This is a genomic window from Streptomyces sp. NPDC006314, assembly GCF_040613075.1.
Lineage (GTDB): Bacteria > Actinomycetota > Actinomycetes > Streptomycetales > Streptomycetaceae > Streptomyces.
The window spans coordinates 1-15387 of record NZ_JBEXRL010000040.1; the positions used below are offsets into that span (position 1 = coordinate 1).

The following is a 15387-nucleotide window of genomic DNA, read 5'->3' on the forward strand; positions in this document are numbered from 1 at the left end:
GGCCGCCTACCCCCGGGCCGCCCCGGCGCCAGCGAGTGATTCCGTGGGACTAGCGCTTCTTGCGGCGCAGCCCCCAGGACCTGAAGCGGCTACTGACGAGGACACCCACGACCGCTGATACGGCGATCAGCAGGGCGGTGCTCCCGGCGTCCAGCGTGACCGGGCGGCCGATGAGCGCCAGGCACACGATGAACGTCACCGCCGAGGCGACGAGGAAGACCGCGATCTCGGCCAGCCACATTCGCATGGTCGGACGGTCGTCACCTTGCCGGTTCACCTGGTGATGTAGTGGCATTGCGTCGCTCTCCGGGATCCGTTGATGTACAGCTTCGCGCATGCCTTGCCGTAGTGCGGAAGGTACCGGTTCCCGGGGGCGTGGCGCGTCGGTACGTAGCCCGTGTAGCAGGTGTAGTGCGTCTTGCCCCTGCTGGTGCTGTAGGTGTGGTTGTTCGTGTCGGCGTAGGCGAAGTCGATCCTCGTGTTGCAGAACTTGGAGAAGACCCCAAGGGCGTAACAGTCGACGCCGGCCAGCTCCCAGTTGATGTGCCGCCCCGAGCCGTTGATGCTGTGGGTGAACCAGCAGCCGAGAGGAACGCTGAGAGTGAATCCGTCCCACTGGTAGGAGAAGCTGGCGATAGACGTGGATCCGGCCGCGGACATCGTGTTCGCCCCGGTGGTCTGCAACGGGAGGGGGATCTGCGCCGCGGCCTCGCCGTCCAGGTCGGTCAGCTGGAGCAGTCCGTCGTCGTTGTTGGTGGTCACCGCGATGCGATCGTCAAGGTCGTACACATTTCGGGTGAGCCCTGCGGCGCTGGTGTCCCAGGTCGGCTCGCCACCCTCCTCGGCGTAGTGGTTGACGGTCTCACCGATGAGGTTCCACGTGGTGTCCGGGTTCTGCAGCTCGTCCGACGACGACGCAGGCCGGTCCTCGGCGTCCAGTTCCCACGTCTTGCGGGTGCCGTTGGCGGTTTCCTGGCTGGTGACGCCGTTGGCGAAGTACTTCTGGCTGCTTCCGTCCGGGCGGGTGAGGCCGCGGCTGAAGGCGTCATAGGTGTAGCCGGCGCCGACGGGCCGGTCGGCGCTGTCGAAGGCGAACGTCTCGACGCTGCCGGTGGCGGTGTCGATGGTCGCGCAGTCGGCGGTGTACGTCGTCTGCTTGATCAGGTCGCTGTCACCGTTGTACTCGTCGGTCTTTCGCGTGCACGACGTGTCGTCGGCGGTGTCCACGCGGGTTGGCCGGCCGGCCGCGTCGTACCGGAAGGACGTCGGCACCGTGGTGCCTGCGGTGTGGGCCCGGTTCGCCGTTTCCCCGTGCACGGTGTAGGCGGCGACGTCCGAGAGCGGCACGGTTTGGTCGATGGTGTTGGTGTAGGTGCGGGCCGTTTCGGCCTCGGTGGCGTCCCGGGTGACGCTGAGCTGGTAGTTGTTCGGGAACGTCTCGCTTTCGAGGTTGCCGTTCGCGTCGTAGGTGCCGGAGATGGTGCCGGCCTGCGAGTCGGTGAGGGACGTGATGAGACCGCGGGGGTCCTTCGCCGTGTCGTACGTATACGTGATGGTGGACGGCGCGGAGTCGGTTGCCTTAGTCAGGCGGTCGAGGGCGTCGTACTCCCGCGCCGTGGTGTTGCCCGCTCCGTCGTTGTAGGTGACTTCGCGGCCCAGGTCGTCGTACTCGTGGGCGATGGTGTGACCGCCTGCGGTCACACTGGCGATGTTGCCCGTCTTGCTGTCATAGGTGGTGGTGGTGTCGGGGACGGCGTCCCCGCCGCCCGTGACGGAGACCTGGACCACGCGTCCGGCACCGTCATAGGTCATGGTGGTGGTGCTGGTTGTTCCGTTGGCGGTTCGGGTGACCTTGGCCGGGTTGCCCCACCAGTCGTACTCGGTGGTCGTGGTGGGCAATTCGGCAGGGTTGGTACCCGCGTTGGTGACATTCCCCGCCGGTCCCACCGAGCAGACCAGGTCGGCCCACTCCGGTCGCCCGGCGCACGCGCCGGTGCCGGTGCCGGACCAGTAGGTGGTCACGGTCGTGCCCGCGTCGGTGCCGGTGGACATCGGGTTCCGGGTCTTGATCACGCGGCCGGAGGCGTCGTACGTGGTCCGCTTGGTGATGTTGAGCCCGCTGGGGTCGTCCGAGGTGGACGTCTCCAGGCCCTTGGTCCAGTCGTACGCGGTTGTGGTGGTTCGCACATCGCCGTCGGCGGGGTAGCCGTCGACGTAGGTACCCACCCGGGTGGTGGTGATCAGGCCGGAGGCGGCGGCGCTGCCGTCGGTGGGACGGCCCTCGTCATAGGTGTTGACGGTGTGCTTGCGCGCGGGGATCTCCGCACCGGCCGGGAGGGAAGTGCCTCCGGCACCGGCGGCCAACGGTTGCCCCAGGGTGACCAGGCGCAGCGGGCCGAACTCCTCGGTCTGCAGCTGACCGTCCGTCGAGTACACGGACGTCGTGGACAGCTGCTTGGCGCGGTCGGCTGTCGACTGGCCGTTCAGACCCAGCCGCGTCAGCGTGTCGAGAGCGGGCCCGGAGGTGGCGAGTGCCAGCTCCCGGTTGCCCGCCGTCAGCTCGCGGACGACGTTGCCGAACCGGTCGAACTCTGCGGCACCCATGTGTCCGCCCGGACTGGCGGTGTTGACCTGACGGCCCGAGGCGTCGATGTAGGAGATGGTGGCGCGTGCGTAGCTTCCCGCGGTCAGGGACGTGCCGTTGTTGGAGGCGGGAACGGCATCGGCCGGGAACACCGCGGTCGCGTCGGTGGGAACGTCGGTCTGACCCCAGGCCGCCACATCGCTGGTGCCCATCGCGTACGGCGCTTTGGTGCCGGTCAGCGGGACGTCGTAGACGACGCTGGTGGTGGCGGTGCCGTTGGTCGCGGTCTTGCTGCCGGGCGTGAGGGTGGGCCTCGCGACCTTCAGCAGCATGCCGTCACCAGCGGTCGCGGCGTTGCCCGCCTTGCCGTAGGAGAAGGTCCAGGGCAGTTCGCCGGGTTCGGTGACCTGGTTGACCCGGCCATCGGTGTCGTAGGCGTACTCCGTCTTCAGCGACGGGGTGATCTGCGGGTTCCAGGCCCGCCGCAGCCGGCCGGCGTCGTCGTAGGCGTAGATCTGCACGGTCTTCGACGTGGCGCTCGCGGCACCCGGGACGGTGGACCACAAGCGGACCTCCTTGACCCGGCCGCTGTAGTCACCGAAGACACCGCTGGTCGCGGTGGTGGCGGTGGCGTAGACGAACTCCAGGGCACGGCAGCCCTTGGTCGAGGGCGTCACCGCACAGGTGCCGGCCGACACCGCGGACGTGGGTGCGATCACCATCTTGGGGCGGGCGAGGGTGGTGCTCCCCGAGATCACCTTCTCCGAGACCACCGTGGTGGTGGTGTTGTCGGACGGCTTGTAGGTGGTGGCGGCCTGCCACGTGGTGGCAGCCGGGTCGACCTTCGCAAAGGTCGTCGTGGTGCCGTCGGTCTCCTTGAGCGTGAAGGAGCCGCTCAGCGACCCGGTGAGGGTGAGATCCCAGGCACCGGGTTCGACCTTCCAGCCGTTGGCGGTGGTGGCGGTGAAACCGGTCTGCACGCCGTGGGCGTCGGTGATCGCAACAGAAGTCGCGGACGTCTTGCGCACGTACAGCCACAGGGAGTCCGAGGCTTCCGCCATGGTGCCCGACGTCCACTGCGGTCCGAAGATCGCCGCCTGTCCCTCGGCGTCCGCCCCTGCGGTGGGGCGGCGCGAAGAGGCCATACGGCCGACGGTCAGGCCGAAGCCCGAGGCGTCGACGGCGGAGAGCACGTAGTCGCCCGTCAGCTGGTTCACCTGACCGGGCCCCACCTCCTGGGAGGGGGCGGTACCGGCGTTGCGGTCGACGACGACCGTGCTCACCGGCGAGTAGCCGGTGACGGTGCCGTCGGTGAAGGCCGCGCGCAGGTCGACCGGTCCGTCCTCGGCCAGACTGCTGGTGATGTTCCAGGTCAGGGCCGGCGGGGCGCCGTTCGTCGCGGCCAGCGGCCACGAGGCGACGGCAGAGCCGTCGGCGTTGCGCATCACGTCCGCGAGCGGCACGGTGTGCCAGGCGTCGGTCTCACCGCGCCGGTACTGGTAGGTCACGCCGGTGTAGGTCGGCTTGCCAGTGGCGACCAGGACGACCCGGCGCGCGGGCCGGTCTCCATCGCCGGGCGCGAGCAGGGCCGCACCGTCGGCGCCGACTCCGAAAGAGTACTTGGTGGTCGAGGTGGACAGGTTGCCACCGGAGTCGACGGTCTTGGAGTACAGGGTGTGCCAGCCGTCGGCGGGGCTGATGGAGATCGTCAGCGGGTCGCCGCCGTTGCCGTCGGTGGTGTCGTCCACCCGCTTGGGGGTGGACGGATCGTCCAGGCCCCAGTAGAAGCCCTGGCCGTCGGTGGACGTGGTGTCCAGCGTGCAAGTCACCGACCCACTGGACTTGGGCATCCAGGTGTTCTGGCCGTAGGTGGCGCACGTCACCGTGGGGGCCACCGGCAGGCCGGTGTTGAGGACGAAGGCCGAGTAGCCGGACCAGGACCCGTAGTCGGTGCCGTCGTAGGCACGCACCCGGTAGCGCAGGTGCACGCCCGCGGGGAAGGCGGAGCCGGACGGGATCGTCAGAGTGGAGGTGGAGCCCGAGGCCACCGACTTGCCGTAGGCGGTGTAGGTGTAGGTGGTGTCCGCGTACGCAGGATCCGAGGTGATCTCGAACTGGGCCTGGGCGTTGCCGCCGTCCGCGTCGGTGACCCTCGCCGACAGCGCCGGGGTCAGCGACGTCACGTACCGCTTGCCGTTGTAGGCGTTCAACACACTTGGCGAGATCGCCGCGGAGGAGGTGGTGCCGTAGGAGTTGTACGTGACGGTCAGGTGCGGCTCGACCGAGTTGTCACCGGAGATGTAGTTCGCCGACCGGAACCGGCGCCAGGTCAGGCTGTCGGTCTCGTCGGCGCCGCGGATCTGCAGGCCGTAGTTGGCCGAACCGTTGGCCCAGGCCTGCACGATGGCGTCGATGTCGAAGTTCATCGTGCCCGCGGGGCAGGAGGAGCTGTAGCCCAGCGCGGCGGTGCTGGTCTTCGCGTCCGTAGTGGTGGTCGACGGCTGCGCACCCCACGTCACGGTGGAGGAGGACCAGTCGGAGGTAACCCGCCGTACCTGCGTACCCGCACCGGTCGTGGCGCAGGTCGAGGAGTAGTACGAGTACAGCGCCAGGTTGGTGTCAGTGATGTGCTTGCCCTTGTACGGGGTCACATCGAACTTGAGGTACGAGCGGGCCACGTCCGCGCCACCGTCGTACGTGCCCGACTTCAGCTCGGTCGACGAGACCTGCGAGTCGAGGTAGACCGGGGTCTGCACCCAGGTGTCGGTGGTGACTGCGAGCGTGGAGGTCGGGTCCACCGTCACCGGGTAGGCTGCGGCGGCCAGGAAGTCCGACGCCGGGGACAGCACCAGCGTCTGCTTGCCGTCATCGGCGGTCTCCATCTTCGTGGCGACCCTCGCCTGCCGCTGCGGCTCGCCGGAGACCTTGTTCCGGCTGGAGTCCCACATCATCGGGGCCGGCGCCTCAGCGACCAGCTTGCCGGCGGAGTCCTTCAGCAGCAGGTGGCCCGAAGCGGCCTGGGAGAGCTTCAGCCCGTCCAGGTTCAGCGGGATCCGGTAGGAGACGGGGCCGTCCGGCCGGTGGTCCAGGACCACGTTCTGTGAGAAGCCCTGGGCCAGCGCGGTGACCGTCAGGGTCTGCCCGCTCCCCAGGCTGTAGGAGGCGGTGTTGTTCTTCACCTTCGGGGTAGGGAGCTTCTTCTCCCATCCCAGGCCGAAGGACTTGGCACCCTTGGACACGGATGCCAGCGTCGTGTCGCCACCGTCGGAGACCGCGACGTCCGCGGCTGCCGACCGGGGAGTCAGGTGCGGACCGGAGTCGGCCAGCGCCGTATCGACATCACGCCACTCGCCCTCGCGCTTCACGCGGATCGGGCTGGCGTAAGTGACCGTCTGCAGCTGGCCGTTGGGCAGCGCATACGACGTCGAGTCGGCGGTGCGCTGCGACAGCACCTCGATCTTCCGCTGCTGCAGGCGGGCCTGCAGCCGTGCCGAGCCCGCGTCGGCGACCTCCGACGGGCCGTCCACCGGCGTCTGCGGCGATCGATGGGCGGGCGTGCGAGCGGCCTGCCCGAGGTTCGTAGGTGCCAGGGCGGCAGCGGTACCCGCCGATCCGGCGATCAGCGCGGCTTCGGCCGCCAGCATGAAGGAGACCCCTGCGGCTATGCGACGCAGGCGGGCCGTCCGCGTGGGGGCGGGTCTGAACAGACCCGGCGTTCGCGCCCAGGGTCTGGGGCGTCCATGACTCATCAACGAGCTCCGTGATCAGGAATGAAAGAGAGTGTGCGTGCACGCATGCAAAGCGCGCGGCAATCATCCACACATCCTCACCCGACCCCTTTACCAAGGTCAAGAAACAGTCAAAGAACAGTCAACTGTCAAGGCCAGAGCCCCGACTGTGAATCTCCACAGCGAAGCCGGGGTCGGCGAATCACGACGCAAGTGCCGGAAGAACGGACCCTTTGAGCAAGTTGTCCGCATGTTGACGTCCCCTTTAGGGGGTGCTACGCAAGCTCTACTCGCACTTTACCAAATCTTTGAAGAAGATCACTGAAGATTATGACAATTATTCACCTTCTGAGCGAATCACCATCAACAACGTAGGAGAGGGTAAGTACCCCAAGGAGGTGAAGCTTCTTTGCAGTTGCCGACACAGTAAAGCGCGCCAGGGTCGAAAGCCTTGCAGAGTAAAGGAGTTGAGCTCTCGGTCCCGGCTCTCGCAACCGACCCGAAGACCGCACGTGCCGATCTCGATGCCCTTGCGGGACAGCGGTTCGGCGGTCGTTCAAAACGGGTTGGGGCATCGACCATGGGCGGGGCGGCGATACGGCGGCGCCGATGAAGGAGCTGCGGCCCTGGACACCTCTCTCCTCTTCGGACAGGAGCGAGGCGTGTGTACAAGCTTGTATCCACGACCGTGCCGTCAGTTGCGATTTGGTCGGCGAAATCGGTGAGGATCTGCCGCCGGTGACCCGGCTTGTGCTCGCCGCACAGACAGTCGGCCCAGGCCTGCGTACGGCGCGGCTGGGGCTTCTCGTCCTCGGCCGCGGGTTCGATCCCGAGGAGGTGTTCGCACATCCACTGCTGCACGCCTGTGCGCTTGTCCCAGCCGAGGCAGACCGAGCGCACCCACCGGCCAAGGTACTCCGCCTTGGTAAACGACGTCGCCCGGCGTCATGAGAGCTCGCCGCCGGTTTCCACGTGCAGTCAGAGCAGATGGAAGTCGCGTTGCCACTCCACCGGCCAGGTGGGGCACCATAACGGGTCGATGTCCTCCAGCTGCTCGCGCCGCTCCTCGGACAGTGCCCTGGCCGACGACTTCACCTGCAGGCCTTCGGCACGTTGCTGTACCTGGCACCGGGTCCTCACCCAGCTCCAGTCCCTGGCCGACACGAAGGGTGCGATCACGTGGCACCTGAGCGTTGATTCCACGGTGTGCCGCGCCCATCAGCATGCAGCCGGGGCCCGAACGACACGCCCGTGCACAAGCGCCTGGTCCGCGCAGGCACCGCCGCCGACCTGGCCACCTGCGCCCAGCGGCTGCGCGAGATCGTCGTCCTGCTACGCCAGAACGACATCGCGCTCGACCACGCGCTGCTCGCCGGACAGCTCTACGCCTGGCAGTGGCCCGGCGGCCCGGACACCGTCCGCAGGGAGTGGGGCCGCTCCCTCCACGCCTGGCACAAGAGCGCAGACGATGCACCCCCGGCCCCCGTTGACCGCGACACCACCGCCCGCACCACGAACACCGACAAGGACGCCTCGTGAACCGCATCTTCCTCGACGTGCACGCCCTGCAGACCGTCCCGCCCAGCAACCTCAACCGCGACGACACCGGCGCTCCGAAGAGCGCGGTGGACGGGGGAGTGCCGCGCGCCCGCGTCTCCAGCCAGGCGTGGAAGCGGGCCACCCGCACCCGCTTCAAGGACGAGCACCTGCTGGACGCAAGCGAGCTCGGCGTGCGGACCAAGAAGATCGTGGAGGCGGTCGCCGCCCGGATCACCGACCTGGACACCTCCCTGTCCGAGGAGGACGCGCTGCGGATCGCGAACGAGACGGCACTGGCAGCACTGCGCACGGCCCGAGCTGCAGCGCGCGAGGTCGCCTGGCTCCAGGCCGCTGAGACGGACAGCGGCATACCCGCGGCCCAGGCCGGCGGGCGGGACCTGCCCGGGCTGGTCATTGATATGGACGCCACCCTGGTCACCTGCCACTCCGAGAAAGAGCAGGCCGCAGCCACCTACAAGCGGGGCTTCGGCTATCACCCGCTGTTGTGCTTCCTGGACAACACCGGCGAAGCCCTGGCCGGACAGCTGCGGCCAGGCAACGCCGGCGCCAACACCGCCGCCGACCACATCACCGTCCTCGATGCGGCGCTCGCCCAGATCCCCGACGACCGCCGCCACGGCACCCCCATCCTCGTCCGCACCGACAGCGCCGGAGGAGCCAAAGCGTTCCTGGCTCACCTGCGGGCCCTGCACGCCCGAGGCGTCCACGCATCCTTCTCGGTCGGACATCCTGTCACCGAGCCGGTCCGCCGGGCGTTCCGGGCCCTGCCCGACGAGGCCTGGCACCCCGCGCTGGAGCAGGACGGCACCCTGCGCATCGGCGCCGAGCTGACCGATATGGTCGACCTGGACGGCTACCCCGACGGCACCCGGATCATCGTCCGCCGCGAGCGCCCGCACCCCGGCGCCCAACTGTCCCTCTTCGACCTCGACGAGGGCATGCGCCACCAGGTCTTCCTGACCGACACCCCTTACGGCGAAGGCTCCCTGCAGCACCTGGAGGTCCGTCACCGCGCACACGCCCGCGTCGAGGATCGCATCCGCTGCGGCAAGGCCACCGGCTTGGGCCGCTTCCCCTCCCGCCACTTCACCCTCAACCAAGCGTGGCTGGAGCTGTCCCTGGCCGCCACCGATCTACTCGTTTGGACCCAGACCCTGCTGTTGGAAGGAGAGTTGGCCACCGCCGAGCCAAAGAAGCTCGCTACCGGCTGCTGCACGCTGCCGCCCGCATCACTCGCGGCGGCCGCCGCCTTCGCCTGCGGATCGCCGCGACCTGGCCCTGGCGGCAAGAACTCATCAACGCCTTCGCCTGCCTCACGGCACTACCGCGACCGGCCACCTGACCTGCGGCGCTGTCCCTGCCCGCCCAACACCGAGGAACCCGTTGGAGACCCCGGCCCGAGCGTCGGGCCCAAGCCATGCCCACTCAACGGCCAGAGGCCGACAGCACCAGTCCTCCGCCATCACCCCAGCTCAACCACCCGAGACGAAACGGGAAGGCTAGGCCGTGTATCGAAAGTGGATCTTGAGCTGTGAATGATCTCGGTTCATGCGTCGGAGAGATCTCACGGACGAACAGTGGGCGGTGCTGGAGCCGTTGTTGCCGAAGGGCCCGAGGGCCGGGCGCCCCCCATCTGGCCTCGACGGCAGTTGATCGACGGCATACGGTTCCGAGTCCGGACCGGTGTTCCGTGGCGGGACGTGCCCGTCGAGTACGGACCTCGACACCCTGGGCCACGTGGTGGAGGACGCGGCCGCCCCGGGACGACACTCGTCGTGGAGACCGGTCGACCGGCCGTCATGGAACCGGACCCGGTGCCGGCCGAGCTTGTCCTGCCGCGCGAGGTCGCCGCGGGAATCCGGGCCGCGCGGTCGAGCGGCTGGACGCCCCGCTCCGACGGCTCGCCGTTCGAGCTGCGCCTTTCCGCCGCCGGCTGACCGGGACGGAGCGCCGGAGGGTCCAAGAAATGGTTTGCCGACCCGGTGGCTGTGTGTCACCGTTCGGCCTAGACCGGCAGTTGATCATCGGCGGCCGGTCGATGTCGACATGTCGGCGGCCTCTCGGGGATCTACCGGAGAGGTGACGAAACGATGGGAACCGGTGCCGTGGGGAACAGTTACGAGGACGAGTGTCGCCGGTCGTTGGCCGAGGAGCAGGCGAAGAGCCTTGCCGGGACCAACAACTGGGAACATGTGGACAGGGAGCGGGTCCACCAGGACTGGGACGTCCTGTACCGGGAGATCACGGCTTTCCTGGACGGCGGCTCCCTGCCAGGGGACCAGCAGATCCAGGAGCTCGTCCGCAGGCACTTCGACATCGCCTGCCGGTTCTACACCCCCTCCAGGGAGGCTTACGTCGGCATGTCGCTCTTCTACGCCGAGGACGAGGCCATGAGGGCGTTCCACGATTCCTACCACCCCGGGCTGGTGGAGTTCCTGGGCGCCGCGATCAAAGTGTTCGCCGAGCAGGGGAGCGGGTTCGCCCCCAGCGCAGGGGTCGAGGCTTCGGCGTAGTCGGGCGACACGGGCCAGGACATGCATGGGCGGGGTTCAGGCCCAGGGGCTGTCGCAGCCCCTGGGAGGAGGAAGCAGAGACCGGGATCTCGGGCTGGTGCCGAGGCAACATCGTGCGTGAGGACGACTTCGTCTGCGTCTTCTGCGGGAGCGATGCCCGCGGCGTGTAACGGGGATCCCGCCGCGTGAGACCGCGGGTCACAGCCACTCGTTAATGGTCGCGACGAGGATGGCCGCCTCGTAGCGGACGGCGAGCTTGTCGTATCGCGTGGCTACAGCGCGATGTCTCTTGAGGCGGTTGATCCCGCACTCGACCGCGTGACGCTTGCGGTAGGTCGGCCGGGTCGAATCGCGGTGGCCGGCCGCCGCGGGAGCCGTCCGCGGGCGCGCGCCGAACTGGCAGCGGCCAGAGACGCGGATGCGGCCGGTCGATGCGGGCCGGCTGCACCCGCGTAGGCATCAGCGGTCGCGCGAGCGCCGCGATCTCGTACAGCTCCTGCCGGTGCTGCGGAAGCGCCCGCTGCAGCGCTTGGTGGAGACGGAGGAACGCGGCGGCCTCCTGCTCGGTGTACGGCCGCGTCCGTTCCGCGGCGAGCGCCCAGGCCGCCCGCCGGCCACCGCTGTGCTCCTGCCGGAGCAGGGCCTCACCGCCCCGCCGGATCACGGTCACGGCCGTGATCGCCGGATGCCGCTGCGCAGCATCGACAACGTCGGCCAGGGCGCTGAAGCACACGTCATGTCCCGCTCGTGAAGTGAAGCGCGGGTAGCCGCACCTCTGCAAAGAGCGGGCATACCGCAGCGCCGTGGACAGCAGACTGTCCGCCTCCCGCACGGCCAGGACCACGAGCTCGACCGGGTAGCCATCGGCCGCGAACGGCAGTGCGCTGGCAAGGAACTCCTCCACGCTGCCCGGCGCGCCCTCGATCAGTGCGTCGTCGCGAAGCCGGCGCACATACGCTTCGGCCTCGGCGAACCAGGCGCGGTAGTCGGCCCGGATCGCGGCCCCGGCATGGCGCGGGTCCTCCTCCAGCAGGCGCAGATAGTCCGGGTGCGACGCCTTGAAGTCGTCACTGCGTCGTCCCCGGCCGCATGGCTCGCTTCACCATCCTGGCTGCCAGCAGCTTCCCCGCCCCCTGCTGGCCCAGCACGTAGACCGCCCGGGGATCGTCCCGGGGAACGATGCCGCTCAGGTACGACGGCGCGATCAGCTCGTCGAACACCCACTTGTGCTCCTGGGCTGACAGCCGGTGGTAGTCCACGCCCGGTGCCCGCCGTCGCGGCTGGGCGATACGGCGGACCGGCTCCGCCAGGGCAGCAGCGCGCTCGACATCCCGCTGGACCACCAGGCGGCGGTCTCCGCAGTCGAGGTCGCGGTGCAGCCGCTGATCGGTCCGAGCCAGATCACGGCGGAAGCCCGCTGTCTCCCGCGCGGTCCAGGGGCGGGAGCGCTCGTACGTCACCGCCTTCTCCGCTGCCGGGCGGCGGCGCCAGGAGCCTTCGATGAGTTCGTTGTCGTACAGCACGGTGCCGTCGCGCCGTACGACGGTGATGCGGTCGGCCTTCCGCCGGTCTGCCCAACTTTTTTCCACATTTCGGCTCCGGTCAGGCCCTGGCGGGCGGGGTGGGCAGAGGCTGTCAGGCGGGTTCGAGTGGGCGGTGGATGGTGTCGAACAGGCGTGTCCAGGCGTGCTGCCATCGCCAGTTGTGCGGTAGGTGCAGGGTCGGGTGAGTCAGGCGGCGTTGGCGTTGAAGTGCCCGGAGGGCAGGTGGGCCCGGGCGGAGGCTTTGCTGTCGGCGATGACCTGCTCGACCACCGCGTGGTGGCGGTGTTCCCGCTCGGCCTGGAGGGTCTCGGCGGGGTTGTCGGTGAAGAACGCGTGGTGGCGCCAGACGGGGAACAACTCGCCCTGCTCGCCCACAACGGCGGGTTTAGCCAGGTCACGGACCCGGCGCACTGGGCGGTGTGGTGACCGAGAAGCGGGCGCCGGCCCAGCGGCAGGCGGCGATCACGCTGGCGTTGTAGAACTGGGAGTCCGCGCGCAGGACGCGGATTCCGGTGCAGCCTGCCTCGGTAGCGGTGGCCAGGGCTTCGCTGACGAATTTCGGGGCGCTGCGGGAGTCGGCGGCTTTGCCGCGGCGCATCCGTACCGTGGCGATCACCGGCCGGGAGGTGGGGGTGCAGATCGTGGCGAGCAGGGGGGCAGAGTGCGGATGCTCTTGAACCGGCCGTACTCGGCACCCTAAGTCAGCTTGAATACATGGCAAGGAGCGCAGTTCATGGAAAGACGAAACCGACGAATTCTCAAGGCAGTTTACGCGGCCCCATTGATAGTGCCCCTGGGTATCATCGCGGCGAATCGCCTTCGCGGAAACAGAGGTTTGGCATGCGAGCTAGTTGCGAGCCAACCGACCGACTCGGGCGGGGTGATCCAAAGCCATGGCGGGGCTGAATGCCCAGACAGCGCCCTTGTCCGTGTCCGACTTCGCCGACATCGCCGCTGGTGGTGGGATGAAACGCTCACGGAGAAGAGTCAGGTGGGCAGCAACGTCAGGATCGATCTGGCGTACAGGTGCAAGTACAACAGGAACTGGGTGGTGTTTACGGAAACGCGTCGCGAAGGGAGAAAGCAGCAGTCGAGGCGCGCCGCGGTCCATTGCAGGGGGACCGCATAGAGCTCGTGACAGGATCTTGATTACTTGTGGGCGCTGATCGAGCCGCTGCTGCCGCCGTGGCCCGAGCGATCGCCGGGGCCGAAACCGATGGCAGACCGGCTGTTGCCTGCAGGGCATCCTTTACGTCCTGCACCAGGACATCGCCTGGCAACTCCTGCCCCTCGAGCCGGGGTTCGGCTCCGGATCTGCTGGCGTCGGCTGGGCCGATGGGAGCAGGCTGGAGTCTTCGAGCAGCTGCACCGCATCTTGCTGGCGAAACTGAATGCGGCCGGCGAGCTGGATTGGTCGCGCGCCTGTGTGGACGGCTCTCATGTCCGCGCGAAAAGGGGGGAACCGCGACCGGTCCGTCTCCGGTCGACCGGCGGAAGACGGGCAGCAAAGACCACTTGATCTGTGACGGCAAGGGCACTCCGCTCCATGTCGTCACGACCGCCGCGAACGTCACCCAGACCCTCGCCCTGGTCGACGGCATTCCGCGGTAGCCGGACGCCCGGGCCATCCGCGTAAACGCCCCGAGGCCGTCCTGGGCGACAAGGCCTACGACTCGAAGGCGGTACGAGGTGCGCTACAACATCGTCGGATCCTGCCGGTGATCTCCCGCAAGGGCGCCCCGAACATCAAGGCCTGGGCAAGCTGCGCTACGTCGTGGAGCAGACTTTCGCCCTGCTTCACCAGTTCAAACGCCTTGCTGTGCGCTGGGAGAGGCGCCTTGAACTCCACGACACTTTCATCTCACTGGCCTGCAGCCTCATCTGCTGGAGGCGCCTCAAGAAGGCCGCATCGTGATCCATCCGTGGGGGCCGGAAAGGCCGCGGGTCATGGCTATGCCGAGGCCAGGAAGTCCCGGACCGCGTCCGCGAAGCCGACCGGGTCGTTGGCGTACAAGAAGTGGTCCGTCCTCAGTTCGACGAGACGGGTGCCGGGCCGCCGAGCGGCCATCTGTGCTGCCTGCTCCGCCGACAGCACACCGCCTTCGGCGCCGCGTATCAGCAGTGCCGGGCAGGCGGAGCCGGTCCAGTCTGCCCAGTGGTCACCGTGGACCTGGTCCTCGGACTCGTAGATGTCCTTGGGGTGGAAGTGCAGGCCCCAAGTTCCGTCCGGCCGCCCGCGAACGGCGGATTCGAGGAAGGGGGCGAACGGGCCCAGCTGCGCCACGAACGCCTGCCGGCTGGAGCGGGTGCCCTCCGGAAGGTTCAGCACGAACGCCAGCGGGTTGCTGCCGTCCAGGCCGAGCTCGGCACAGCCCTCGCCGTTGACCAGCGCGGTCACGCGCTCGGGATGGCGGGCGGCGAACTGGTAGGCGTTGATCGCGCCGAGCGAGTGGCCGAGGAGGGCCGCGCGGTCCAGTCCCAGGTGGTCCATGAGGGCTTCTAGATCGGCGAGGTAGCCGTCCCGACTGTAGTCGGCCGCCCGGTCGGAGTCGCCGTGGCCGCGTTGGTCGGGCGCTATGACCCGCCAGTCCGGGGCGAGGAGGGCGGCGAGATCAGCGTACGACATGCCCTCGGACATGTGCCCGTGCAGGGCGAGCAGCGGGCGGCCAGGTCCGCCGAAGTCCACGTAGGACAGGGTGCGGCCGTCGATGGTGAGCGCGGATCGCTTGGCGTTGTCGGTGTTCATGGGTTCACCGTAGCCGACATCTACACGCATGTACAAGACGCTTGTGTAGGACGGCTGTATAAACCTCTTGCTGTCCACGCTGATCACCGGGTCACCAGCGTCCCTGTGATCTCGTGCCTGCTCATTGAGGTAGCGGAACTGAGCGTCCCGGTCGGGGTGCTGAGCAGCTCCGCTGCCAGCTTCCGGGTCGACTTCGTCGTCCACCGCAGCGGCGACATCGGATCGCCCCGCTCGTCGGGCTCGACCAGCGCCAGCAGCGCCGGCCGCAGCCCTGGATCAAGGTCCACAGCCTTCTTCCGGCCCCCACCAGGACGACGAACCCGCCCCAACGGAGCCTGGCCAGACTCAAGTTCAGCTGCTCCGCGCGAGACCGTGCCCTCCCGAACCCCGGCCGCGGCAGCGACGAGCCTGATCCCTCCATGCCCTAGCGACAGCGCTTCCGCCCCTATGGCCAGCCGACGCTGGCGCTCGTCCAGATGCGGCAACAACACCTGGAACTTCGCAGCCATGGCCTCGATCCCCTCCGGTCTCCCCATACCAGAACAACGAGTCCCACAGCTGGAAGCCACGACTTGTTTCCCGGCGAGCCCCTTAAGCACTCGTAACAGAATCTTGGTGACCCAAACTGAGTGAGGCCCTGTTCGTCGTGCTCGAGCAGGAACTCGCCAAAGGGCCGGTCGCGCACGGCTGGCCGGACCAGACGTGGACGCTG

At 68.3% G+C, this 15387-nt stretch carries 9 protein-coding genes and 9 pseudogenes; 8 read left to right on the forward strand and 10 right to left on the reverse strand.

The window, feature by feature from the left end:
* Positions 1–49 precede the first annotated feature (49 nt).
* The 3 genes from ABZ079_RS35915 to ABZ079_RS35925 form a co-directional block, all read right to left on the reverse strand.
* Positions 50–247, reverse strand: coding sequence for a hypothetical protein (locus ABZ079_RS35915; protein WP_356943642.1), 198 nt, complete (start codon positions 245–247; stop codon positions 50–52).
* 26 nt (positions 248–273) lie between these two features.
* Positions 274–6228: a DNRLRE domain-containing protein gene (locus tag ABZ079_RS35920; protein WP_356943643.1), complete on the reverse strand. Its 5955-nt coding sequence runs from the start codon at positions 6226–6228 to the stop codon at positions 274–276.
* 1062 nt (positions 6229–7290) lie between these two features.
* Complete coding sequence (locus tag ABZ079_RS35925) at positions 7291–7491, reverse strand: hypothetical protein (RefSeq protein WP_356943644.1); 201 nt, start codon at positions 7489–7491, stop codon at positions 7291–7293.
* Between ABZ079_RS35925 and ABZ079_RS35930 the strand changes: the two are divergent.
* The 6 genes and pseudogenes from ABZ079_RS35930 to ABZ079_RS35955 all read left to right on the forward strand — a co-directional run.
* Positions 7436–7558: pseudogene (locus ABZ079_RS35930) on the forward strand (IS5/IS1182 family transposase); the annotation flags it as partial. The gene ABZ079_RS35925 and the pseudogene ABZ079_RS35930 sit on opposite strands and share 56 nt — an antisense overlap.
* A pseudogene (gene casB / locus ABZ079_RS35935) lies at positions 7555–7851 on the forward strand (type I-E CRISPR-associated protein Cse2/CasB); the annotation flags it as partial. The pseudogenes ABZ079_RS35930 and casB, both read left to right, overlap by 4 nt.
* Positions 7848–9214 (forward strand): annotated as a pseudogene (locus ABZ079_RS35940) (IS1380 family transposase). The pseudogenes casB and ABZ079_RS35940, both read left to right, overlap by 4 nt.
* 206 nt (positions 9215–9420) lie before the next feature.
* Positions 9421–9590: pseudogene (locus ABZ079_RS35945) on the forward strand (transposase); the annotation flags it as partial.
* A gap of 57 nt (positions 9591–9647) precedes the next feature.
* Positions 9648–9809, forward strand: a complete 162-nt coding sequence (locus ABZ079_RS35950) for a hypothetical protein (RefSeq protein ID WP_356943650.1) — start codon at positions 9648–9650, stop codon at positions 9807–9809.
* A 153-nt stretch (positions 9810–9962) separates the two neighbouring features.
* Entirely contained in the window at positions 9963–10385 is a 423-nt protein-coding gene (locus ABZ079_RS35955; RefSeq protein WP_356943645.1) for a TipAS antibiotic-recognition domain-containing protein, read from the forward strand.
* A gap of 198 nt (positions 10386–10583) precedes the next feature.
* On the opposite strand, the pseudogene ABZ079_RS35960 reads toward ABZ079_RS35955, so the two are convergent.
* The 5 genes and pseudogenes from ABZ079_RS35960 to ABZ079_RS35980 all read right to left on the reverse strand — a co-directional run.
* A pseudogene (locus ABZ079_RS35960) lies at positions 10584–10752 on the reverse strand (IS5/IS1182 family transposase); the annotation flags it as partial.
* A 327-nt stretch (positions 10753–11079) separates the two neighbouring features.
* Positions 11080–11424: pseudogene (locus ABZ079_RS35965) on the reverse strand (zeta toxin family protein); the annotation flags it as partial.
* Positions 11425–11452: 28 nt separating this feature from the next.
* Positions 11453–11974, reverse strand: coding sequence for a hypothetical protein (locus tag ABZ079_RS35970; RefSeq protein ID WP_356943646.1), 522 nt, complete (start codon positions 11972–11974; stop codon positions 11453–11455).
* Between the two features lie 141 nt (positions 11975–12115).
* The gene (locus tag ABZ079_RS35975) at positions 12116–12304 is read right to left on the reverse strand and encodes a hypothetical protein (protein WP_356943647.1); all 189 of its coding nucleotides are present in this window, start codon (positions 12302–12304) and stop codon (positions 12116–12118) included.
* 19 nt (positions 12305–12323) lie between these two features.
* Positions 12324–12545 carry a hypothetical protein gene (locus ABZ079_RS35980; protein WP_356943648.1) on the reverse strand — a complete coding sequence of 74 codons (222 nt, stop codon included), beginning with the start codon at positions 12543–12545 and terminating at the stop codon, positions 12324–12326.
* A gap of 537 nt (positions 12546–13082) precedes the next feature.
* On the opposite strand from ABZ079_RS35980, the pseudogene ABZ079_RS35985 reads away from it, so the two are divergent.
* Positions 13083–13844 (forward strand): annotated as a pseudogene (locus ABZ079_RS35985) (IS5 family transposase).
* 36 nt (positions 13845–13880) lie between these two features.
* Here ABZ079_RS35985 and ABZ079_RS35990 read toward each other — a convergent pair.
* Together ABZ079_RS35990 and ABZ079_RS35995 are read right to left on the reverse strand one after the other, a co-directional pair.
* Complete coding sequence (locus ABZ079_RS35990; protein WP_356943649.1) at positions 13881–14675, reverse strand: alpha/beta hydrolase; 795 nt, start codon at positions 14673–14675, stop codon at positions 13881–13883.
* A gap of 63 nt (positions 14676–14738) precedes the next feature.
* Positions 14739–15211, reverse strand: a pseudogene (locus ABZ079_RS35995) (ISAzo13 family transposase); the annotation flags it as partial.
* 83 nt (positions 15212–15294) lie between these two features.
* Between ABZ079_RS35995 and ABZ079_RS36000 the strand changes: the two are divergent.
* Positions 15295–15387: pseudogene (locus tag ABZ079_RS36000) on the forward strand (transposase); the annotation flags it as partial.